At 68.3% G+C, this 23,149-nt stretch carries 21 protein-coding genes; 15 read left to right on the forward strand and 6 right to left on the reverse strand.

Annotated features, from left to right (window positions below; translation table 11 throughout):
- Position 1 precedes the first annotated feature (1 nt).
- Positions 2-1,063, reverse strand: coding sequence for an ABC transporter permease (locus GT355_RS09035; protein WP_160134333.1), 1,062 nt, complete (start codon positions 1,061-1,063; stop codon positions 2-4).
- Positions 1,064-1,213: 150 nt separating this feature from the next.
- Positions 1,214-3,115 (reverse strand): ABC transporter substrate-binding protein, encoded by a 1,902-nt coding sequence (locus GT355_RS09040; RefSeq protein WP_160134334.1) that lies wholly within the window; start codon positions 3,113-3,115, stop codon positions 1,214-1,216.
- A 224-nt stretch (positions 3,116-3,339) separates the two neighbouring features.
- Between GT355_RS09040 and GT355_RS18025 the strand changes: the two genes are divergently transcribed.
- Entirely contained in the window at positions 3,340-3,510 is a 171-nt protein-coding gene (locus tag GT355_RS18025; protein ID WP_192927991.1) for a DUF7556 family protein, read from the forward strand.
- A 29-nt stretch (positions 3,511-3,539) separates the two neighbouring features.
- On the opposite strand, the gene GT355_RS09045 is transcribed toward GT355_RS18025, so the two are convergent.
- Positions 3,540-4,043, reverse strand: coding sequence for a 2'-5' RNA ligase family protein (locus GT355_RS09045; RefSeq protein WP_160134335.1), 504 nt, complete (start codon positions 4,041-4,043; stop codon positions 3,540-3,542).
- A gap of 253 nt (positions 4,044-4,296) precedes the next feature.
- Here GT355_RS09045 and GT355_RS09050 point away from each other — a divergent pair, with 253 nt between their 5' ends.
- The 12 genes from GT355_RS09050 to GT355_RS09105 all read left to right on the forward strand — a co-directional run bounded on the left by GT355_RS09050 (position 4,297) and on the right by GT355_RS09105 (position 16,712).
- On the forward strand, positions 4,297-5,565 hold the full coding sequence (locus GT355_RS09050) for an argininosuccinate synthase (protein WP_160134336.1): 1,269 nt from the start codon (positions 4,297-4,299) through the stop codon (positions 5,563-5,565).
- Between the two features lies 1 nt (position 5,566).
- Positions 5,567-7,024 carry an argininosuccinate lyase gene (gene argH, locus GT355_RS09055; RefSeq protein WP_160134337.1) on the forward strand — a complete coding sequence of 486 codons (1,458 nt, stop codon included), beginning with the start codon at positions 5,567-5,569 and terminating at the stop codon, positions 7,022-7,024.
- A 156-nt stretch (positions 7,025-7,180) separates the two neighbouring features.
- Positions 7,181-7,345: a lysine biosynthesis protein LysW gene (gene lysW, locus GT355_RS09060; RefSeq protein WP_007691430.1), complete on the forward strand. Its 165-nt coding sequence runs from the start codon at positions 7,181-7,183 to the stop codon at positions 7,343-7,345.
- A gap of 1 nt (position 7,346) precedes the next feature.
- A complete protein-coding gene (lysX, locus tag GT355_RS09065; RefSeq protein WP_160134338.1) occupies positions 7,347-8,219 on the forward strand; it encodes a lysine biosynthesis protein LysX in 873 nt (290 codons plus the stop codon).
- A gap of 19 nt (positions 8,220-8,238) precedes the next feature.
- On the forward strand, positions 8,239-9,276 hold the full coding sequence (gene argC / locus GT355_RS09070) for an N-acetyl-gamma-glutamyl-phosphate reductase (RefSeq protein WP_160134339.1): 1,038 nt from the start codon (positions 8,239-8,241) through the stop codon (positions 9,274-9,276).
- Positions 9,273-10,109 (forward strand): acetylglutamate/acetylaminoadipate kinase, encoded by an 837-nt coding sequence (locus GT355_RS09075; protein ID WP_160134340.1) that lies wholly within the window; start codon positions 9,273-9,275, stop codon positions 10,107-10,109. The genes argC and GT355_RS09075 overlap by 4 nt, the downstream gene beginning before the upstream one ends.
- On the forward strand, positions 10,106-11,242 hold the full coding sequence (locus tag GT355_RS09080; RefSeq protein ID WP_160134341.1) for an aspartate aminotransferase family protein: 1,137 nt from the start codon (positions 10,106-10,108) through the stop codon (positions 11,240-11,242). The genes GT355_RS09075 and GT355_RS09080 overlap by 4 nt, the downstream gene beginning before the upstream one ends.
- Positions 11,239-12,306 (forward strand): [LysW]-lysine hydrolase, encoded by a 1,068-nt coding sequence (locus tag GT355_RS09085; protein ID WP_160134342.1) that lies wholly within the window; start codon positions 11,239-11,241, stop codon positions 12,304-12,306. Before GT355_RS09080 ends, GT355_RS09085 begins: the two co-directional genes overlap by 4 nt.
- On the forward strand, positions 12,303-13,229 hold the full coding sequence (gene argF, locus GT355_RS09090) for an ornithine carbamoyltransferase (protein ID WP_160134343.1): 927 nt from the start codon (positions 12,303-12,305) through the stop codon (positions 13,227-13,229). The genes GT355_RS09085 and argF overlap by 4 nt, the downstream gene beginning before the upstream one ends.
- 63 nt (positions 13,230-13,292) lie before the next feature.
- A complete protein-coding gene (gene thrC / locus GT355_RS09095; RefSeq protein WP_160134344.1) occupies positions 13,293-14,546 on the forward strand; it encodes a threonine synthase in 1,254 nt (417 codons plus the stop codon).
- Positions 14,547-14,638: 92 nt separating this feature from the next.
- Positions 14,639-15,148: a TspO/MBR family protein gene (locus GT355_RS09100; RefSeq protein ID WP_160134345.1), complete on the forward strand. Its 510-nt coding sequence runs from the start codon at positions 14,639-14,641 to the stop codon at positions 15,146-15,148.
- 82 nt (positions 15,149-15,230) lie between these two features.
- Entirely contained in the window at positions 15,231-16,712 is a 1,482-nt protein-coding gene (locus tag GT355_RS09105; protein WP_160134346.1) for a S8 family peptidase, read from the forward strand.
- An 81-nt stretch (positions 16,713-16,793) separates the two neighbouring features.
- Here the strand turns inward: GT355_RS09105 and GT355_RS09110 are convergent, their stop codons facing one another.
- Genes GT355_RS09110 through serA form a run of 3 tightly spaced genes read right to left on the reverse strand, consistent with a single transcriptional unit; the run spans position 16,794 to position 20,252 of the window.
- Positions 16,794-17,048, reverse strand: a complete 255-nt coding sequence (locus GT355_RS09110) for a DUF7513 family protein (protein WP_160134347.1) — start codon at positions 17,046-17,048, stop codon at positions 16,794-16,796.
- Positions 17,045-18,619 carry a Na+/H+ antiporter NhaC family protein gene (locus GT355_RS09115; RefSeq protein ID WP_160134348.1) on the reverse strand — a complete coding sequence of 525 codons (1,575 nt, stop codon included), beginning with the start codon at positions 18,617-18,619 and terminating at the stop codon, positions 17,045-17,047. The genes GT355_RS09110 and GT355_RS09115 overlap by 4 nt, the downstream gene beginning before the upstream one ends.
- A 46-nt stretch (positions 18,620-18,665) precedes the next feature.
- On the reverse strand, positions 18,666-20,252 hold the full coding sequence (gene serA, locus GT355_RS09120; RefSeq protein ID WP_160134349.1) for a phosphoglycerate dehydrogenase: 1,587 nt from the start codon (positions 20,250-20,252) through the stop codon (positions 18,666-18,668).
- A 130-nt stretch (positions 20,253-20,382) separates the two neighbouring features.
- Here serA and GT355_RS09125 point away from each other — a divergent pair, with 130 nt between their 5' ends.
- Both GT355_RS09125 and serB read left to right on the forward strand, forming a co-directional pair.
- A complete protein-coding gene (locus GT355_RS09125; protein ID WP_160134350.1) occupies positions 20,383-22,398 on the forward strand; it encodes a hypothetical protein in 2,016 nt (671 codons plus the stop codon).
- A 57-nt stretch (positions 22,399-22,455) separates the two neighbouring features.
- Complete coding sequence (serB, locus tag GT355_RS09130; RefSeq protein ID WP_160134351.1) at positions 22,456-23,091, forward strand: phosphoserine phosphatase SerB; 636 nt, start codon at positions 22,456-22,458, stop codon at positions 23,089-23,091.
- The last annotated feature ends 58 nt before the right edge of the window (positions 23,092-23,149 follow it).

The raw sequence follows: 23,149 nt of genomic DNA on the forward strand, positions 1-23,149 counted from the left end.
ATTACTCGTTTTCGTAACCGACGCGCGGGTCGATGAGGGTGTACAGCAGGTCTTGGAGGATGTTCGCGAACACCGTTATCAGGATGAAGATGAACATCAGCGCGCCGACCAGCGGCAGGTCGGCGTTCTTCGCCGCCTGGAGGAACAGCATCCCGATCCCGTTGATCGCGAACACCGACTCGACCAGAACGGACCCGCCGATCAGGAGGAACGCCTCACCCGTGATGATCGGGACGAGTGGGATCAGCGCGTTCCGGAAGACGTGTTTCCAGACGATCGATCGGCCGGAGACGCCCTTCGCGCGGGCGGTCTCGACGTACTCGGAGTTGATGGTTTCGAGCACCGCGGTCCGACCGATCCGCATCTCGTTGCCCATCGAGGCCGAACCGAGCACGATCGCCGCGGGGGCTATCACCTTGAGCGCCGCGAGGAACGAGCCATCACCGCCACCCCTGATCCACCAATCGGTCGGGTTCGTGATCGCACCGAGCGGGTTGGCGAGGAAGTTGAGGTTCGGTGGCGTCACGACATCGGTCGAGATCAGCCAGTTCGACCAATCGAAGCCGGCGAAGAACTGCCCGGAGTTGGTGAGCACCGCGACGAGGATGATGGCGAGCCAGAAGTTCGGCATCGCACGCCAGACGATCCCGCCGAAGGAGGCGAAATAATCCCCGGCGGTGTTGGGATTGAGGCCGGCGTAGAACCCGAGCGGGATCCCGACGAACAGCGCGATCAGCACCGACCAGAACCCGAGCCAAATCGTCCGGGGCGCGTAGCTCACCACGAGGTCGTAGGCCGGAACACCGGGCTGAATCACCCACGATTGACCGAGATTGAAGGTGAACATATCCACCATATACTCGATATACTGCTTCCAGAGCGGCTGGTTCAGTCCGAGGTTCCGTCGGACCCGTGCGAGGCCCGACGGGTCGCCCATCCCGACGATCGCCGCCGCCGGGTCGATCGGTCCCAGCCGCACCATCACGAACGTGATCGTGGTACCGAACACCACGACCGGAATGGCCAACACCAGCCGTCGGAAGAAATAGCCCCACCGACTCATTCGATGACCCTCACCGTGGAATCGAATCTCATGCTATAACCGTCATAAACGACGTACTGTCATTATACCTTTCGTTTGGGGTCGAGGCGAATATCGCCAACAGAAACGGGTTTGGTTACACCGCAGGCCCGGAAAACGGTGAAAGAGGCCTTACCCGCGCTGGGAAGCGATCTTGACGTCGTTGAACATCTGACGACTGCCGCTCATCCCGCCGAACGGTGGGATGTCGACCCAGTCGTACCAGAGGCGTTCGTCGAGCTGGTGATAGAGCGGGAGCATGCCGACGTCCTCCCAGTTCGCCTCCTCCATCGTGACGTAAGCCTCGTCACGAGTGCTTTCGGCTTGGTCAGTTGGTGCCTGGTTGTTCGAGACCTTTTCCCACGCGCTGGACGCCTGTTGGGCCGCATCGCCGTTCTCCCCCGTCCAGTTGATGTAGGAGATCGGGTCCGACTGCGAGGTGTCGGTCTGTGGTGGGTTCAGGAGCTGGAGGAAGTTGTCCGGCGCGGGCCAGTCAGCCACCCAACCGAGGGTGTAGACTTCGAGCTGGCCGTTGCGCCCGCGTTCGAGCATGGTCGAGAAGTCCGCCTGCTGGATCTGCATGTCGATGTGGGCGGCCTGGAGCTGGTCGCGGAACAGCTTCCCGAGCGAGAGCCACGTGTCGTCCTCGTACTGGGTCCACTGCAGTTGGAACGTGTTGTTCCCGTTGTAGCCGGCGTCCTCCATGACCTGGGTCGCCTGTGGCACCTGGGTCTGGTTGTAACCGTAGGGGTAGTTCTGCTTCGCGTGCTGGTCGTACTGTTTCGCGCCGCCGGGGTAGATGGTCGGTGGCGTGAAGTGGTAGGCTGGGGTGCCACGACCCTTGAACACCTGTTCGGTCACCTGCTGTTGGTTGGCGACGTAGGCGAAGGCCTGCCGAACGGGTTTGGGCACCTTCGCCATGTTGAACCCGAGGTAGTAGACGTCGACCGTCGGGACGCTGAGGTAGTTCGCCGTCTCGCCGTTCTCCATCGGCCCGTACGTGCCGAACTTCCGACCGGCATCGTCGGGGCCGCGCTGGACGTTGACCTTGCTCGGGTCGTACTGCGCGGTCGGCATCGAGATGACGTCCGAGTTCTTGCCCTGAGAGTACTGATACGCCGTCGACGACTGCGAGATGACCTGCCAGTGGATGCCCGCGATCGACGCCCTCCCGCCGTGGTAGTCGTCGAACCGGGTGACGTCGACTGCGGTCCCCGAGTTGTAGTTGTCGAACTGGAACGGACCCGCACCGACGGGGTTCTGACTCGAGAACTGCTGGTAGTTCATCTCGCCTTCGTAGCCCTCGATGTCGCCGACGATCCCCTCGGGGACCGCCGCGAACGAGGTGTAGGCGAACATCTCCAGCGTCGAGTGGAACGGGGATTCGAGGGTGACTTCGAGGGTCTTCTCGTCCGGCGCTTCGAGCGCCAACGAGTTCGGCTTGTAGACCTCCTCGCCATCCTGGGTCGTGGTCTCGTGCTGGACGTTGACCGAGTCGAGGATGAAGTACGCCCGGCTGGAGTTCGAGGAGGCCGCGAGGCGCTCCCACGCGTAGATGAAGTCCTGTGCCGTGACCGAGTCGCCGTTGTGGAACGTGGCGTCCTTCAGCTGGAAGGTGTAGGTGGTGTTGTCGTCCGAGACGCTGAAATCCGACGCGAGCTGGGATTCGACCTCCACGTTGCCGTTCGGATAGTTCATCAGCCCGTCGAACAGGTTCTGGATGACCCTGCCGCTCGCGGTGTCGGTCGCGGCGACCGGGTCGAACGTCGTGATGGTGTCGTTGACCATCTGAAGGGTCTGGGAGGGGTCAGCCTCGATGGACTGGGTTTGCTGACCGGCGCTCTGATTCCCACCGGACTGGTTGCCGGCGCTGGTGTCCCCGCCACCGCTGTTGTTGCCGCCGCCACCGCCGCTACTGTTGTTCCCGCTTCCGTCACCGCTGCCGCTCGAACAGCCGGCGAGGGCCGCCCCGGCGGCCACGCCACCCGTGGCCTTCAGGAACCGACGCCGCGTCTGTTTGGTATCCTTAGTCATCCCAATTGTCGAGTTTTGCCAAGTGCGTATAAGTTTTGTGTTCTCGGTCAGGTCCGGCGTTTGAGCCGTCCTCCGGCTCGTTTAGAGGGGGCCTGAATCCGACGATTTCGGGTTCGTTTCAGCCGTTGAAACAAACATGAAAGATCGATAGTATTCGCCGGTGGTACGCTCGGGTCGACCCCGGTTCGGTGCGTTTATGTAGCGGTGGTATGTACTCACATAGTATGACGCCGGATACGGCCGGTCTGGCGACAGCCAGCACGGCGGAGGACGTCATGGCCTCGGTCGACGACGACGGTGCGGTGCGGCGGTTCGTCGTCGCCGACATCTCCCGCGACGACGCGTGGGTGGCGCTGCCGCTTTGCGAGGCCGCACCGCTCGCGGAGTGGCGATGACGGGCCTCGGTATCCGGTGACCGGCCTTCTCAGTCCGACGTCGGCAGCGAGACGCGACTGACGCGCTCGCGGTGGACGGCATCGTAGACGACGAGTTCGGGAACGACCCACTCGATCGGGTCGATATCGACGTCACGAAGCGCCTCGGCCGCTTCCGCCGACCCGCCACGGGCGAGGGTGACGTGCGGAACGTACTCCGACCCCTCGAGTTCGGGGACCGCGTCGAAGCGTTCGACGAGTCGGTCGTGGATCCCGACCAATCCCGGGCTCTCGGCGGCGAGGTAGACCACCGGCCCCGGACCGCGAACCGGGTCGTCGAACGACTCGATGGTCGCGATACGAGCCTCGACGGCCGGCGCGCCGGCGAGCGCCCGACGAACCCGCTTCGAGAGCCGCCGGTGGTCCGCGGACTCGAAGCGCTTCACCAACAGCGAGTGGCGCTCACGGATGCGTTCGAACGCCATCAGTCGGGGCCGAAGCTCGGCCGCGAGGCGCTTCACCTCGCCGGGAACCGGGACGTTGAGGCTGTACACGACCGGGGTCGGCGCGCGACCGGCATGACGGTGGTGGTCGGGGACGCAAGCATCGCCGACTCGGAAGCGTTTAATATCCCCGCGCTTCGAGAAATCGGTACATGACCCGGACGCGCCACACCGCTTCGCCGCCGTCCACCGGCGCGTCCGTCCCGCTCCGACCGCGACGACCGGGCCGCTAGGCCCGCACACACTTCTCCCCCCGACCTGACTTGCTCCCCAGTCCTCANGCGAACCTCACTCACGACACCAAATGACACACGACACGACACCCGATTCGACCGACCGCGTCGCGCTCGCCTTCTCCGGCGGGCTGGATACCACCGTCTGCGTCCCGCTCCTCGAAGAGGAGTACGGCTACGACGAGGTAGTCGGCGTCACCGTCGACGTCGGCCAGCCCACGAAGGAGTTCGCCGAAGCAGAAGAAACCGCCGAGGCGCTCGACCTCGAACACTACGTGGTCGACGCGAAGGACGCGTTCGCCGACACCTGTCTCGACGCCGTCCGCGCCAACGCCACCTACCAGGGCTATCCCCTCGGGACGGCGCTCGCTCGGCCCGTGATCGCCGAGGCCATCCTCGACGTGGCGCTCGAAAACGACTGTAGCGCGCTCGCGCACGGCTGTACCGGCAAGGGTAACGACCAACTCAGGTTCGAGGCCGTCTGGCGCGACTCCGAACTCGACGTGATCGCGCCGGTCCGCGAGCTCGGTCTCACCCGCGAGGTCGAACAGGAGTACGCCGACGAGCGCGACCTGCCCGTGGAGGGCGGCAACGCCGGCGCGTGGAGCATCGACACCAACCTCTGGAGCCGCTCGGTCGAGGGCTCCGAACTCGAGGAACCGAACTACGTCCCGCCCGAGGACATCTACGACTGGACCCAGTCCCCGAGCGGTGAGACCGAACTCCTCGAACTCGAGTTCGAGGACGGCTACCCGGTGGCGCTCGACGGCGAGGCGATGGACCCGATCGAGCTCATCGAGGAACTCAACGAGGTCGCCGGGAGCCACGGCGTCGGCCGGACCGACCTGATGGAGGACCGGATGCTCGGGCTCAAAGTCAGGGAGAACTACGAGCACCCGGCCGCCACGGTCCTGTTGAACGCCCACGAGGCGCTCGAATCGCTCGTGCTCACGAAGGAGGAACGGAGCTTCAAGAAGGGGATCGACCACGAGTGGGCCGAGAAGGCCTACGAAGGGCTGCTCGCCGCGCCGCTGGTCGACGCCCTCGATGGCTTCATCGACTCGACCCAGGAACGCGTTACTGGCACCGTCACGATAAAACTCGACGGCGGCCAGGCCCGCGCGGTCGGTCGCGAGAGCGAGTACGGCGTCTACTCGGCCGCCGCAGCCTCGTTCAACACCGCCGACGTCGGCGGCGGCATCGAGCAGGCCGACGCCACCGGAGTAGCCAAGTACCACGGCTTCCAGTCGCGGCTCGCGAGCCGCGTGATGGAGTCGGCCGAATCCGCGAAACCCCTCGCCGACGGCGGGGCGGAAGACGACGAGAGCGGGGACGAGTGAGATGAGCGAGGAGAGCGACGTGGTGCGGGGCGAGCGCTTCAGCGGCGGCCCCGCCCGCGGCTTCCTCTCCTCGATGGTCGCCGACGAACGGATCTTCCGTGCGGACCTCGCGGTCGACCGCGCCCACGTCGTGATGCTCGACGAACAGGGGGTCGTCGACGAGGAGAGCGCGGGGTCGATCCTCGATGGCCTCGCCGCGGTCGAGGAGGCAGGCTACGACCAGCTTTCGGGCGAGGACGTCCACGCCGCCATCGAGTCGGCGGTCATCGACTGCATCGGCCCCGACGGTGGCCGGATGCACACCGCACGGAGCCGCAACGACGAGGTGGCGACCTGCATCCGCTACCGGTTCCGCGAGGACCTGCTCGATACCGTCGACGCGACCCTCGCCCTCCGTTCGGCGCTGCTCGAGAGCGCACGCGAGCACACGGAGACCCTGATGCCCGGCTACACCCACCGCCAACCCGCCCAGCCCACCACCGTCGGCCACCTCCTCGCCTCCTACGAGCAGGCGTTCGCGCGGGACACCGAGCGGCTGGTGGCGGCCTACGACCGCACGAACCGCTCGCCGCTCGGCGCGGCGGCCTTCGCGGGCACGCCCTTCGAGGTCGACCGCGAGCGTACCGCCGACCTCCTCGGCTTCGATGGGCTCGTCGAGAACTCGATGGACGCGGTCTCGACGCGGGACTTCCTGGTCGAGGGCGCGAGCGCGCTCGCTTCCTTGGCCGTGTCGCTCTCGGGGCTCGCCACCGACCTCGTGGAGTTCGCGAGCGACGGCTACCTCGACGTCCACGACGACTACGCCTCGACCTCCTCGATCATGCCCCAGAAGAAGAACCCCGACTCGCTCGAACTCGTTCGGGCCTGTGCGGGCGACGCGAATGCGGGACTGAACGGGCTGCTGACCACACTGAAGGGGCTCCCACGGGCGTACAACCGCGACCTCCAGACCGCGACGCCCCACGCGTGGGATAGCGTCGACGCCGTCGTTCCCGCGACCGAGGTGGCCGCCGGCGCGGTGGCGACCGCGAGGTGGGAGCGGGAGGCGCTCGCCGACGCCGCCAGTGCGGGGTTCTCGACCGCGACCGGCGTCGCGGACCTGCTCGCGATGGCGGGGCTCCCTTTCAGAACTGCCCACGAGATCCTCGCCCTCGCCGCCGAAGACATCGAGAACGGTGCAGCCGTCGAGTACGAAACGGTCGCGACCGCCGCGGAGGCGGTGCTCGACGACTCGCTCGACACCTACGTCGAGCGCGAGGCGGTCGAGCGCGCGCTCGACCCCGAGGCCAGCGTGGCGAGCCGCGACTCGTTCGGCGGTCCCGCCCCCGCGTCCGTCGAAGCCGCGCTCGGCCGGCGCGAGGCGGGGGTCGACGAGGACGAGGACGCGCTCGCCGACCGGCGCGCGCAGCTCGACGGCGCTGCCGAAGCACTCGAACGGGAGGTGGCCCGACGTGGCTGAGCGACCGCCCCCGCGAGGGGGAACATTCATCTCGTCGTCACCGACGAACCGCGCGAACTGACCGCTTTTTCCGCCGGAGCGACGGCTACGGATTCCTGTAAATTATCGAACAAGTTCGAAGCGTTTAAGCCGATAGACGGGTGAGAGGAGGGTACAATGGCAACCTGTCCGGAATGCGGCGGCGACGTGACGCTGTACGACGACGCCGAAGTCGGCGAGATCCTCGACTGTGGGACCTGTGGGAGCGAGCTCGAAGTGGTCGAGACCGACCCCGCGACGCTCGAGACCGCCCCCGAGCTCGAAGAGGACTGGGGGGAGTGACGTGAACATCGGCGTGCTCTACTCGCGCATCCGGCGCGACGAGAAGCTCCTGCTCTCGGAGCTCCGGGAGCGCGGCCACGAGGTCACGAAGGTCGACGTCCGCGACCTGCGTTTCGGCCTCTCCGAGCCGCCGGCGGCGTTCGAGGGCGTCGACCTCGTCGTGGACCGATGTCTCGCGACCAGCCGGAGCACGTACGCGACGCGGTTCCTCGATTCGTACGGTATCCCCGTGATCAACAGCGCCGACACCGCCGAGGTCTGCGCCGACAAGGTGAAGAACAGCCTCGCGCTCGCGAGCGCGGGCGTTCCGACACCCACCACCGAGGTCGCGTTCACGAAGGACGCGGCGCTCGAAACCATCGAGGACTTCGGCTATCCCTGTGTCCTCAAACCCGTCATCGGGTCGTGGGGTCGGCTGATGGCGAAGATCGACTCCCGGGACGCCGCCGAGGCGATCCTCGAACACAAAGCCACGCTGGGCCACTACGAGCACAAGGTGTTCTACGTCCAGGAGTTCGTCGAGAAACCCGGGCGCGACATCCGGGTTTTGACGACAGACGGCGACCCCGTCGCCGCGGAGGCGCGCTCGTCGGACCACTGGCTCACCAACGCCTCGAAAGGGGCCGAGGCAACGGCGTTCGAACTCGACGACGAGGCCCGCGACCTCGTGGCCCGCGCGAGCGACGCCGTCGGCGGCGGCCTCCTCGGGGTGGACCTGATGGAGACCGGCGATTCATACACCGTGCACGAGGTGAATCACACGGTGGAGTTCAAGGCGCTCGCCGAGGCCACCGACGTCGACGTGCCCGCGCGCGTGGTCGACTGGCTCGAAACCAAGGTCGCGGCCGACTCCGCGACGGTGACCGCACCGTGAGCCTCGTGAGGGAAGGCGAATGACGAAGACCGCGTCGGTGGTCGGCGCGAGCGGGTTCACCGGTGGCGAGCTCCTTCGCCTCATCGACTCACACCCCGAGTTCGAACTCGAAGAAGCCACTAGCCGCGAGTACACCAACAAGACTCTTGGCTCGGTCCACCCGAACCTCCGGGGGATCGACCAGCGCTTCAGCGACCCCACCGACCTCGCGAGCGTCGACGTGCTGTTCGCCGCGACGCCACACGGCGTGTCGATGGAGCACATCGACGCCTTCCAAGAGGCTGCCGACACGGTGGTGGACCTGAGCGCGGACTTTCGACTGGAGAGTGAAGAACAGTACGACGAGTGGTACGACGGGCACACGCGCCCCGAACTCCTCGACGAGTCGGTCTACGCGCTCCCCGAGCGCCATCGCGACGAGCTTCCGGGGGCTTCCCTGATCGCGGCGGGCGGCTGCAACGCCACCGCCACGGTTCTCGGGCTGGGGCCGCTGTTCGACGGGGGGATCCTCTCAGGCGACGAGCGGATCGTGGTCGACGTCAAGGTTGGCTCGTCGGAAGGCGGTGCCGGCGGCGGGAACGCCTCCTCGCATCCCGAACGATCGGGCGTCGTGCGCCCCTACGCGCCGACCGGCCACCGTCACGAAGCCGAGATCGTCCAGGCGTTCGGGTGTAACGTCGCGTTCACCGCCCACGCGGTCGACATGGTTCGCGGAGCGTCGGCGACGTGTCACGTCTTCCCCGAGAATCCGGTGTCGACGGGCGACCTCTGGAGTGCGTTTCGAGAGTCCTACGACGACGAACCGTTCGTACGGCTCGTGGCCGGCGGCACAGGAGTATATCGCTACCCCGAACCCAAGGCGGTCGCGGGGACCAATCACGCCGAGGTCGGCTTCGAGCTCGACCCGAGTAACAAACGAATCGTGGTGTTTTCGGCCATCGACAACATGATGAAAGGTTCTGCAGGGCAAGCGATACAGGCGGCGAACGTCGCGTTCGGCTACGACGAAACGGCCGGCCTCGACTTTCAGGGGCTCCACCCCGTGGGGACGCCATGACGGTCGTCCTCAAGATCGGCGGCGCGCGTGCCGTGAACCCGGCGGGTGCGGTCGCGGACGTCGCCGAACTCGTCGCCGAGGGCGAGCGGGTCGTCGTGGTTCACGGCGGTTCGACCGCGGTCGACGACACCCTCGACCAGCTCGGCGAGGAGCCCGAGTACGTCGAGAGTCCCTCCGGCGTCGTCGGGCGGTTCACCGACGAGCGCACGATGGAGGTCTTCGAGATGGTTCTGCCCGGGAAACTCAACACCGACCTCACGGCGTCGCTGCGGGCGGCGGGCGTGGACGCGCTCGGCCTCTCCGGGGTGGACGGTGGACTGCTCACCGGCCCGCGGAAGTCCGCGGTCAGGGTTGTCGAGGACGGCAAGAAGAAGATCCGGCGGGGCGAGCACTCCGGGAAGATCGAGTCGGTGAACGCCGACCTGCTCGAAACGCTGCTCGACGGGGGCTATACTCCTGTAGTGACGGTGCCGATGCTCGCCGACGACGGCGTCCCCGTGAACGCCGACGCCGACCGGGCGGCCGCGGCGGTCGCGGGCGCGCTCGGCGCGGAGCTCGTTGTGCTCACCGACGTCCCCGGCGTGCTCGCCGACCCCGAGGACGACTCGACGCTCATCGAGCGTGCGGAGACGCCCGACGAACTCGATTCGATCGAAAGCGCGGCGGAAGGGTTCATGGGCAAGAAGGTGATGGCGGCGAAGGAGGCGCTCTCCGGTGGGGCGAGTGAAGTGATCGTGGCGACCGCGAACGCCGATTCGCCCGTGCTCGCGGCGCTCGACGGTAGCGGGACCCACATCCTCCCCGCGGCGCTCGAAACGGAGGCGACGGCATGAGTAACTTCATCCACTCGGAGAAACCGATCCGGATCGCCCACGGCGACGGTGTCTACCTCTACGATACCGATGGGACCGAGTACCTCGACTGTGGCGCGAGCTACGCGTGTACACCGCTCGGGCACAGCCACCCCGCCGTCGACGAGGCGGTCCACGACCAGGTCGACCGGCTGACGTTCGTCCAGGCCTCCTACCCCGTCGACGCGCGCGACCGGGCGTTCGACGCGCTCGCCGCCGCGGCCCCCGATGGGTTGGAGAACGTCTGGCTCTGCAATTCCGGAACGGAGGCGAACGAGGCCGCACTGAAGTTCGCCCGGAGCGCCACTGGTCGGTCGAAGATCGTCGCCACGATGCAGGGCTTCCACGGCCGGACGATGGGCGCGCTCGCGACGACGTGGAACAGCGATTATCGTGATCCGTTCGAGCCGCTGATCGGCGACGTGGAGTTCGTGCCCTACGGGGATAGCGAGGCGCTCGCGGAGGCGGTCGACGACGAGACGGCAGCGGTGATCGTCGAACCCATCCAGGGCGAGGGCGGGATCAACGTTCCCACCGACGGCTACCTCGCGGCGGCGCGCGAGTGCACGGCGGACGCGGGCGCGGCGCTGGTCTTCGACGAGGTACAGACGGGGATGGGCCGGACGGGAACCCTCTGGGCCTCCCAGCAGGCCGGTGTCGTCCCGGACGTCCTCACGACCGCGAAGGGGCTGGCGAACGGCCTCCCCGCGGGGACGGCGCTCTGTGCCGACTGGATCGCCGACGACCACGGCCCGCACAACGCGACCTTCAGCGGCGGCCCGGTCGTGAGCGCCGCGGTCGACGCCACCGTCTCGACGCTGGTCGAAGAGGAGGTCCCGAGCAACGCTGGCGAGGTCGGTGAGTACCTCCGGGCGGGACTCGACACCGAGATCGGCGACGACGTCCGCGATATCCGGGGTGAAGGACTCATGATCGGTATCGAGGTCAAACGCGGCGCGAACCGCGCGCTCCGCGACCTCGCGCTCGACACGAGCCTCCTCGCGCTCCCCGCCGGGCGCTCGGTGGTCCGTCTCCTCCCGCCGCTGGTCCTCGACGAGGACGACGCGGACGAGGTCATCGACGCGCTCTCGAACGTGCTCGGGGGCGAGTCGTGAGCGAAGCCGTCGCGGGCGTCTCGGACGAACAGGCCCGCGGACTCCTCGTCGACCTCGTGGGGACGCCCTCGCCGTCGGGCGAGGAGCGGGCGTGTGCCGACCTGCTGGTCTCGTTCTTCGAGACCCACGGCCGCGAAGCGTGGCTCGACGAGGTCGGCAACGTCCGTGCGCCCGCAGACGACTCGCTCCTGCTGACCTCCCACATCGATACGGTCCCCGGGGACATCCCGGTCCGCGTCGAGGAGACCGACGGGGTCGAGTCCCTCTGGGGTCGTGGGAGCGTCGACGCGACCGGCCCGCTCGCCGCGATGGCGGTCGCCGCCGTCGAGACCGGCGTGAGTTTCGTGGGCGTGGTCGGCGAGGAGACCGACTCGCGCGGCGCGCGCCACCTCGTCGAGACGCGCGACCCGCCCGATGCGGTCGTCAACGGCGAACCCTCTGGCTGGGACGGGATCACCCTCGGTTATCGGGGGCTGCTGGCCGGCACCTACGTCGCCACCAGTGAATCGGGGCACACCTCCCGCCCCGGCAACAACGCGATCGAGGACGCGATCGAGTGGTGGAGCCGGGTCGGCGAGGCCGTGGCGGCCGACGGCGACGAGTGGACCCCGGTGTTCGAGCGCGTGACGACCAAACCGACGGCGATCCAGGGTGGGATCTCCGACGACGGGCTCTCGGTCGAGGCCACGATGGAGGTCCAGTTCCGGGTGCCACCCAGCCTGACGACCGACGAGGTCCGTGAGGCCGCCGACGGCGAGCTCGACGGCGGCACCGTCCGGTGGCACGACGAGGTCGTACCCGTGATGACGAACCCACGGAGTTCGCTCGCGAGCGCCTTCCGCGGGGCGATCCGGAAGACCGGCGACGACCCCCGACTCCTCCGGAAGACGGGGACGAGCGACATGAACGTCTATCAGACCTGGGACTGCCCGATGGTGACCTACGGGCCGGGGAACTCGGACCTCGACCACGCGCCCGACGAACACCTCTCGCTCGTCGAGTACGACGACAGCATCGCCGTCCTCGAAGCCGTCGCCGAGCGGGTCGCGGAGGACGGCGGATGAGCCTCGACGCGGGCGGCGTTCGCCACTTCACCGACGTCGACGACCTCAGTCGAACGGAGCTCGAAACCGTGCTCGACGCCGCGAGCGGCTTCAAATCACAGGTCGAGCGCGACGAGCCCCATCCCGTCCTCGAACGCAAAACCCTCGGGATGGTCTTCGAGAAACCCTCGACCAGAACCAGAGTCTCCTTCGAGACCGGGATGACCCAGCTCGGCGGCCACGCGGTCTTCCTCGGCCCCGACGACATCGGCCTCGGCGGGCGCGAACCGCTGAAGGACATCTCCCGGACGCTCTCGGGCTACGTCGACTGCATCATGGTCCGGTTGTTCGATCATGCTGACCTCGACGAACTCGCCGCCCACGCTGGCGTCCCGGTCGTGAACGGTCTGACCGACGACGCCCACCCCTGCCAGACCCTCGCGGACCTGCTGACGGTCCGCGAGACGGTCGGGTTCGATGCCACCGTCGCGTGGGTCGGCGACGGCAACAACGTCGCGCAGTCGTTCGTGCTCGGCTGTGCGCTCGCCGGCGTCGACCTCACCGTGGCCACGCCGCCCGACTACGGCATCAGTGAGGCAGTCTTCGACCGGGCGGCGGAGCTCGGAAGCGCGCCGACGGTGACCCACGACCCCGAGGCGGCGGTCGCGGACGCCGACGTGGTCTGTACGGACGTCTGGGTCAGCATGGGCGAGGACGGGAATCGAGACGAGAAGCTCGCCGCGTTCGAGGAGGGTGGGTTTCAGGTGAACGACGATCTGCTGGCGGGGAGCGACGCACATCTGATGCACTGCCTACCCGCCCACCGCGGCGAGGAGGTAACGAACGCGGTGCTCGAGAGCGACCGCGAACTCGTCTGGCAGCAGGCCGAGAACCGTCTCCACGCCCAGAAGGGACTGCTCGCCTTCCTGCTCGACGCGCTCTGAGAATTGCGGCAACGGGTCGCGACAACCGGCCCACTTTTCCTCGCGGCGCGTCTCTCGCGACCAATGACGGAGCTCTCGCTCGGCTCGTCGGCCCCGGAAGCCGCCGCGGACGGCGTCTGGCTCGCGTGCATCGAGTGCGGCCGAACCAACGCCCCGTTCGACGAACCCACCTACCGCTGTCCCGACTGCGACGGCCTCCTCGAGGCCCGTTACGAGTCGTATCCCACGTTCGACGACTTCTCGGGCCGCGGCGTCTGGCGCTACGACGCCGCGCTCCCGTTCGAGTCGGGCGTCTCGCTCCCGGAGGGCGACACCCCGCTCCACGAGGTGCCGCGGCTCGAAGCCGACGTCGGCGTCCGGAGCCTCCGGGTCAAACACGAGGGGATGAACCCCACGGGGAGCTTCAAGGATCGGGGCATGACCGTCGGGGTCCGAGTGGCCAAGGAGCTCGGGGTCGACCGCCTCGCGTGTGCCTCAACCGGGAACACCAGCGCGGCGCTCGCGGCCTACGGCGGCCGTGCGGGTGTCGAGACCCTCGTGCTGCTTCCGGCGGGCAAAGTCGCGGCGGGGAAGGTCGCGCAGGCCGCCCTCCACGGCGCGCGGATCCTCGAAGTCGACGGCAACTTCGACGCCTGTCTCGACATCGTGGCCGAGCTCGCGGACATGGGCGAAGCCTACCTCCTGAACTCGATCAACCCCTTCCGACTTGAGGGCCAGAAGACGATCGGCTTCGAGATCCTGGAGGCGTTTCGGGACGACTACGGTCGCTACCCCGACCGGATCGTTTTACCCGTGGGCAACGCCGGCAACACCGCCGCGCTCTACAAGGCCTTCCGCGAACTCGTCGAGTCGGGCGCGCTCGACGCCGAGGACGTGCCGATGCTCACTGGTGTGCAGGCCGAGGGGGCCGCGCCGATGGTCGAGGCCATCGAAGAAGGGTCGGACGACACCAACCGCTGGGAGGAGGTCGAGACCCGCGCGACCGCGATCCGGATCGGGAACCCAGTCAACGCGCGGAAGGCGCTGCCCGGAATTCGAGAAACCGGCGGCACGGCGGTCGCGGTCACGGACGAGGCGATCGTCGACGCCCAGCGCGCGCTCGCGGAGGAGGGCGTCGGCGTCGAACCCGCCTCGGCGGCGAGCATCGCGGGCCTCCGGAAGCTCCGGGAGTCCGGTGTGGTCGCCGACGACGAGGACGTGGTCTGTCTCACGACCGGCCACCTCCTGAAGGACCCCGACGCGGCGGCTGCCGCCGGTCGGGACCCCGAGCCGGTGCCGAACGACACCGAGGCGATCCTCGGTCACCTCGCCGAGTAGATTCCGCACTCGGAGCGGTCACGGACGCGTCGCCGGTCGAGCGCAGGGTGTAGCGGCGATACCGCTAACTGGTAGCCGCGCCAATAGGTCGTATGTCCATCACACAGGGCTCCCAGCCCGCGCTTCCCGACCGCCGGCCGCTCCTCACGGTCGCCGCCGCGGTCGCGGTCTGTGTCGTCCTCGGCGCGGCCGCCGGGCTGGTGACGAGCCCCCAGATAGCGACGTGGTACACCACGGTCGAGAAACCCGGCTTCACCCCGCCGAACTGGGTGTTCGGTCCGGTCTGGACGGCGCTCTACGCGCTTCAGGGTGTCGCGGCGTGGCTGGTCTGGCGGGCGGGGTTCGACCGGCGCGGGGTCCGGCTGGGCCTCGCCGCCTTCGCGGTCCAGTTCGTGCTCAACCTCGCGTGGTCGCCCGCCTTCTTCGGGCTGGAGTCGCCGGCGCTGGGGCTCGTGGTCATCGTGCCGCTCTGGGTCGCGATCGTCGCCACCATCGGGCTCTTCGCCCGGGTCGACCGCCGTGCGGCGGCGTTGCTGGTGCCGTATCTCGCGTGGGTCTCGTTCGCCACCGCGCTGAACTACGCGATCTGGACACTCAACTGAGGCGACGGCGTTGCACCGTCCCGATACGTTCAGTTCCTGAAGACGAATATTTAACACTGATTCCTCGATAACAACGGTCGCTATGGGACGATACGACAGACGGCGGTTCCTCCAGTTGACCGGGACGGCGGTCGGGGTGGCGACGCTCGGCGTCGGCACCGCGACGGCGAGCCCCTCCGACTCGCGCTTCTTCATCAACCTCCGCGACGTCGACCGGTCGGCGGTCCCCGACGACGTCGAGATCGTCCACGACCTCTCGCAGGCGGACGTGCTGGTCGCGCGCGGCGACCAGGACCGGGTGGCGGGCACGACGGTCGCCGACCGCGTCATCGACCGGGGTGACGACCGTGTCGGGGCCGTCGAGTCGCGGGACGGGCCGACCACCGACAGTAAGGGGTCGAGCCACAACCACGACGGCGCGCCCTCGAACAGCGAGTTCCAGTGGGACAAGCGCGAACAGGACGTCAGCAACGATCTGACCGACAAACCCGGTGGCGGGAAGTCGGTCCACGATGTCTCGACCGGCGCGGACACCCGCATCGCCGTCGTCGACTCGGGCGTCTACGACGCCCACCCCGACCTCGCGGACGTCGTCAACGACGAGCTCTCGGAGAACGTCTCCGAGGACCCCTACGACTGGCGGCCCAACGGGGCCGGCGACCACGGGACCCACGTCGCGGGCATCATCGCCGCGACGAACAGCAACGACGGTCCCGACGGCGGCGTGCTCGGGACCGCCCCGGACACCGAGATCGTCTCCTATCGGATGTTCTCCGGCCAGGAGGGCAAACAGGGCGACGGGTACGCCGGCTGGGTGAAGGCCGCCGAGGCGGGCTGTGACGCCATCAACTACAGCGTCGGCTTCCCCGCGCCGTACGTCTACGTCGACGAGTACCCCTACCTCACCGAGGAGCTCCGTATCGCCGAACAGGTCGCCGAGTACGTTCGCTCACAGGGGACGGTCATCGTCAACTCCGCGGGCAACGACGCGCTCGACATGAGCCCGGAGAACACCCTCAGCATCCCGACGGAGGCCGAGGGGGTCTTCGGCGTGGCCGCGACCGGCCCGATCGGCTGTGGGTGGGGCGGCAAACACAGCGACAACGAGGAGAAGTGGCTTACCGGCAACCGACTCGAGGACCCGACGGACTCCCCAGCGTTCTACACCAACTACGGGGACGCCGTCGACGTGAGCGCCGCGGGCGGCGACGCGGACCGCGACGCGCTCGACAGGATCCCCGAGGCGGAGCGCGACCTCGTCTACTCCACCATCGTGACGACGACCTACGAGGACGGCCCGGACGATGACGAGGACGAGCCAGTGAACCGGCCGAGCGAGATCGTCGACACCGAACCGGGCTACGGCTGGAAGGCGGGCACCTCGATGGCCGCCCCGCAGGTCGCGGGGGCGGTCGCGCTCGTGCGCTCGCTCCGCCCCGACGCGAGCGTCGGGGAGGTCGAGTCGCTCATCCAGGAGACCGCGAGCGACGCACCTGGCGGCGAGCCCTACCACGGGGCGGGGCATCTCGACCTCGAACGCCTCGTCAAGCGCGTCGGAAAGTAGTCGGCAGATCGATCCGGATCCGGTGTGAACGACCCTTTTTTGCCCCGAGTTTAGCAGCGCGGTCCCGGAGAGGGACGTCGTTCAGTCCTCGTCGGCGAGAACCGTCGCCCGACCGGTGTGGTCCGAGTCGTCGAACTCCTCGATCCGGAGGTCGACCTGGGTGTCCACGAGTTCCGGCGCGGCGTCGGTCAGCGTGAGGATCGTGTCGCCGATCCGTGCCACGCCCGCACCGTCCTCGTAGCCCGTGACGAAGGCGGTTATCTCCTCACCCGCTTCGAAGCTCGGGGTCGTGGTTCGAAACGACCAGCCCGCCGTGAACGCGTCGAAGCGGCTCATACCCGCGCCACCTCCTCGGACTCACGGTCGGAGACGTATTCGAGACCGAAGCCCGAGAGGGCCGCGACCACGAAGACGAAGAAGAGGAACCAGCCGTGGAAGACGAACGGCCAGACCTGGGCGGGGTTGACGAGCATCGCCTGGGTGAACCAGTCGTACTGGTCGGGCAGCCCGAGCATCGCGGTGTAGCCCGCGAGCACGCCGCCGCCCCACGGGAAGATGTAGCCGAGCGCCGAGGTGTTGGCGTCGAGGATGTTGGCCCGCCGGTAGCCGTTGATGTTGAACCGCTCGCCGATCCGCGCGATGTAGGGCGCGATCGCGATCTCGGCGGCGGTGTTGATGGTGATCATCGAGTTGATCGCTGCCGTCCCGAGCACCATCGTGGTCTCGGCACGACGGACGCTGGTGGCCACCCGCGTCAGGAGCCAGTCCTGCATCGCCGCGAAGCCGCCGCCGCGAACCAGGATCTGCGCGCCGGCGACGATCAGCAGGGTGAGCACGATCAGCGGGAAGAAGCCCGTCGCCCCGGTGAAGAGGCTGCCGCCGACCGCGGAGCTGCCGGGGTCGACGAGTTCGACGACCGGCAGCCCCGAGAGCGACTGGGCAGCGCCCGAGGTCCGGGGAGCCTGAAAGACCAGGATGTCGCTGATCGAGGAGAGCCCGAAGACGAGGTTGAAGACGACCGAGGCGATGATCCCCCACGAGATCGCCTCCACGATGTGTCGGCCAGCCACCGCGGTGGCGATGACGACCCCGATAGCGACGAGATGGACGAGCCCCAAGGGGTCGCTGTTCTGGACGAAGAGGGACTGGGCGTTCTGCCCGACGTCGAACGGGCTCCCCATCGTGCTCCCCGCCACGACGTAGCCGGCGAACGCGAACACGGCCGCGATGATGGCGTACTTGAATCGCGAGGCGACCACGCCACCGATGTCGGCGTCCTGTGTCACCGCGCTCACGATCGTGGTGTCGCTCACGGGCGCGAGGTTGTCGCCGAAGACCGCTCCCGAGAGGATCGCGCCGAACATCAGGATGGGGTTCGCCCCGAGGAGAACGCCCGCCGGGAAGAAGAGCGTGGTGAACGCGATCGCGGTACCGTAGCCGGAGCCGATGCCGGTCGCGAGCAGCGCCGCGAGGATGAAGGTGGCCGCCGGGAATAGCGCCGCGCCGACCGAGAGCGCGTTTGCCGCCCAGACGAGACCGCCCACGAACTGGCCGGCTTGCAGCGTGTCGGCGAACATCCCGGCCCAGAGCCAGGCCACGATCGCGGTCGCGGCCACGGGCTGGGTCATCCCCTCGAAGATGGTGTTCGCGTAGTCCTTCCAGTCGCCCTTGACGAAGAACATCCCGATGATTAGCGCGACCAGCATCCCGACCACCAGCCCCGAAGTCGCGCTGACCTGAAGGAGCCCGCTCTGGACCACCGCCCAGACCACGAAGATCGCGAGCGGGAGCGCGCTCAGCCACCGCCCGCCGTAGAACTCGATCCGTGGCCCCTCGCTCGCGTCACCGAGGCCCTCACCGTACTCGTCGGCCGATCCCTCGGATCCGCCGGTTCTATCGCTACTCATTGATAGTTCGTCAGGTGATGTTCGGAGGAAGCTGAAATAACTATCGCTACTCGGTACCGTTGAGCGCGATATATCGGGTTCCGATGATCCGCTCGTCGGCTTCGAGCCGTTCGCGAAGGTCCTCGGGGACGGCGTGGTCGAGGTTGTAGACCGTGAGCGCCTCGCCGCCGATGGTGCCGCGGGCGTTGAACATCCCCGCGATGTTGATGTTCGAATCGCCTAGTACGGTGCCGATAAACCCGATCACGCCGGGGGCGTCTTTGTTGCGCGCGACCAGCATGTGGCCCGCGGGGATGGCGTCGACCCGGAAGCCGTCGATCCGGACGATCCGCGGGTCCTCGCCAGCGAACAGCGTCCCGCAGACCCCGACCTCCCGGTCGCCGTTCTTCACCGTGACCGTCACGAGGCTCTGGAAGTCCTCGGACTGACGGGTCTTCGACTCGGTGACGTCGATACCGCGCTCGTCGGCGATCCGCGGGGCGTTGACCGCGTTGACCTGCCATTCGAGCGGTTCGAACACGCCTTCGAGCGCGCTCGCGGTCACGAGGTCGACCTCCTCCTCGGCGATCTCGCCCGCGTAGCGTATCTCGACACCCTCGACGCGGCCATCGAGCAGCTGGGTGGCGATCTTCCCCGCCGTCGAGGCGATGTCGAGGTAGGGGCGGACCCGCGGGAACGCGCTCGCGTCCATCGAGGGTGCGTTGAGCGCGTTCATCACCGGTTCGTTCCGGAAGGCCGAGAGCACCTGGTCGGCGATGTCGGTGGCGACGTTCTCCTGGGCGGCGTGGGTGCTCGCGCCGAGGTGCGGGGTCACCACTACGTCGTCGACGTCGAGGAGCGGGCTGTCGGCCGAGAGGGGTTCGTCCGCGAAGACGTCGATCGCCGCCCCGCGGAGGGTACCGTCGTCGACGGCAGCGGCCAACGCGTCCTCGTCGACGACGCCGCCGCGGGCGCAGTTGACGAGGAAGCCGCCGTCCATCCGGTCGAGTTCGTCGCTGCTGATCAGGTCCTCCGTCTCGGGGGTGAGCGGGGTGTGGAGGGTCAGCACGTCGGCCTGTTCGAGACACTCGTCGAGTTCGACGAGTTCGGCACCCAGCCGGCCGGCGCGCTCCTCCGAGATGTAGGGGTCGTAGGCCACCAGGTTCATCCCGAGGCCGTCGAGCTTCTTCGCGACCTCCTGGCCGACGCGGCCGAAGCCGACGATGCCGAGGGTCGCGCCGTTGAGCTCGGTTCCCAAATAATCGCTCTTGGCCCACTCGCCCTGCTTGAGCCGGCCGTGGGCCTGGGGGATCGACCGCGCGGCGGCGAACGTCATCGCGACGGTGTGTTCGGCGGCGGCGCGGACGTTGCCCTCGGGTGCGTTGGCGACGATCACGCCGTGCTCGGTCGCGGCGTCGATGTCGATGTTGTCGACGCCGATCCCGGCCCGACCGACGATCGTGAGTTCCGGTGCGGCCTCGAACAGCTCGCGGTCGACCTCGGTGCCCGACCGGACGACCAGCGCACCGGCGTCGGCGACCGCCGACCGGAGGTCGTCACCCTCGACATCGTAGGCGGTTTCGACGTCGTGATCCGCCTCGCGGAGCCGGTCGAGACCCGGCTCGGCGATGGGGTCCGTCACGAGTACCTTCATGTCCCGAATCATCGACGCGGCGGGCATAACCCTTTCTTCACGGGCGCGATTCGCCGCTCCAGTACGTGACCGACGGGGCCGGAGCGCACCACCCGAGTGCTTATTCGGATGGTAGGCGGACGTAGGGGGAATGGATCGACGGGGGTTCCTCGGCACGACCGCGGCGACCGGCGCGCTCTCGCTCGCGGGCTGTGCGGGCGTGACCGAGCTGGGTCGCCGCCCGGGTGCGAGCCTGGGCGGTGGAGCCCCCGACCGAACCGCGACCGAGGCGGGTTCGGGCGGGAAGGGTGACGCCGACGCCGCGGACTTCGTCTGGGCCGAGCAGGCGCTCTGGCGCGACGAACGGGTCCGCGAGAACCTCTTCGCGTTCGCGGGCCGCCACGACCTCGCGGTGGTCATCGCGAAGGCCGACGCCGGGATCGACGACGTGCCGGCCCTCGAAGCCGCGTTCGCCGTCGCCGAACGTCACGGCGTCGAGGCGTGGATCAACGTCGGCGTGCTCAAGTCGCTCGACGCGACCGCGTTCGTCGCGGACGGGGAGGCGCGTCGTCGACACCTCGACGGGCTCGCGACGGTCGCCGCGAGCTACGCCGACGCCTTTCCGAACGGTCGGGTCATACTCTGGCAGGAGGCTCCCGTCGGCGGCCGGTGGGTCGAGAGCGGGGCCTGGAACGACCAGGCCGTCTCGAACCTCGAACGCCTCGGGCCGCGGATCTTCGCCGACCAGCGGGAGCAGGTAGCCGAGGTCGCGCCCGAGGCCGCGGTCGGAATCTTCGTCCACTTCCCGTACCTCGTCGACAGCAAACAGCCGAAGACGTTCGTGGAGCTCACGGATGGTTTGCGGGCGCGCGACGCGTTGCCGGCGTTCACCTTCACCGACTTCTACCGGGGCTGGTACGCGAAGGACGTGGGTCCCGAACCGGCGAACCGGGCCGTCGAGAGCCTCGTGAGCAACGCCCGAACGGCGACCGACGGCCGGCCGGTGACGTTCCTCGGCCAGGCCCACACCATCGACCCGCGCTACACCCCCAGCAAACAGGACATCTGGATGGACCTCCGGGCGGCGCTCGGGGCGGGAGCCGAGGGGGTCGGCTGGTACGCCCGGACCGCCTACATCCCGACCGAGCGGGGATTCGACCCGTTTCTCCCCAACCGCGGGCCGGCGGCGCGCGACGGACCCCACGCCAGCACGCTCACCTTCGCCCGCGACCGCTACCAGTACGCCTACACCGCGCTCCGGTCGAAGCGCCGACGCGAGGGAGCCGGTTCGGGAAACGGATCGAAGACCGCTCCCATCGACCTCTGGCTCGTCGGCCGGGATTTCTCGTTCTACGACCACCGACTCTCGGCCCGAACTCGTGACGGGGAGTGGACGTTCCTCGGGGACTTCGAGGGCTATCTCGACGGGAACTACCCCTACGGACGCGATGGCCGGTCCGTCTCGATCTTTCGAGGCCTCCCGCACGAGCGTTTCGCCCCGGACGGCCGGCTCGAATGCCGGGTGAAGACCCGGCCTCGAAGCGACGGTGCGCGTCTCTCGGCGGCCCTCGCGATGCCGGCGAACATCGCGTGCTTTCTCACCGAGGGAGCCGCCGCGGCCGTCGACCGTGACCTCGAACGGTTCAGCGCCGGCCACGCGACCGTCGACGAACCGCTGACGGCCGGCGACCCGACGACGGTCGCGCTCGACCTCGGAACCCCCGATCGATCGATGGAAGCGCTGGCCTTCCCGGACCACCGCGCACAGCGAAGGCGACTCCGTAGACTCGAATCGCGTTCCGACTTCTCCCCGGCCGAGGTCTTCGACCTCTGGGTACGCACGGCGAGGGCGAACGATGCCCCCGATCCGAGCGCACTCTCGCTCGTGGGGGATTCGGGAACTCGGGGGCTCGGCGAGGCCAGCACGACCGTCTCAACGGTCCCCGACGGGTCGGTGTTCTACGGTCTCCCGCGCGACGCCCTCGGTCACGAGGACGGCTCCCCGTCGCTCGAACTCGCCGGCGACGCACGTGACCGCGTGTCGAGCGCGTACGCGATGCCCTACGCCGGCCTCGTGGCCTTCAGACCCGCAGGGACGGCGATGAGGGTGCTCGACACCGACCCCGAAGCCGCCCGAACGTACGCCATCGCGGTCGTCGGGGAGTAGCTCCCGGACCGCTGCCCGACTCCAGTAGGTTGAACCCGCTCGACCCGAAGGGTGGGTATGAACCTCGTCGCGTTCGATTTCGACGGGACGCTCTCGAACTCGGAGATGACGGTCCTGCTCGGCGAGCAGTGCGGGGTCGCCGACGAGATGGCGGCCATCACCGAGCGCGCGATGAACGACGAGATCGAGTACGCCGAGAGCCTCCGCGAGCGCGTCGCGCTGCTCGAAGGACTCCCGGTCGAAGCCGTCGAAGCCGCCTTCGACGCGGTCGAACTCAACCCCGGTGCGGCCGACCTCGTCAACGTGCTCAACGACGCCGGCGTCGTCACGGCGGTCCTCACGGGCGGCTTCGGCCGGGGCGTCGAGCACGTCCTCGCCCGGAACGAGACCCCGGTCGACACCATCGTCGCGAACCAGCTCGAGTTCGACGGCGAGCGGCTCACCGGCGAGGTCAGCGGCCCGCTGGTCGAGGGGACGAAGGACGACGCGCTCCGGACGGTGGCCGGAAACGCGGGGGTCGAGGTCGAGGACACGGTCGCGGTCGGCGACGGCGCGAACGACCTCCCGATGCTCCGCGTCGCGGGCCTCGCGGTTGGCTACAACCCGAAACCCGCCGTCGAACCCCACTGTGACGTCGTGGTCGAGTCGATGGCCGAGCTCCGCGACGTGCTCGAAGCGCGGGACGTTCTCTGAACGGAAGGTGGGCCGAGAGCGCACCGCTCCGTTGATAGTTCGGTGCCCGAGAGGAGAA

This window comes from Halococcus salsus (genome assembly GCF_009900715.1).
Classification (GTDB): domain Archaea; phylum Halobacteriota; class Halobacteria; order Halobacteriales; family Halococcaceae; genus Halococcus; species Halococcus salsus.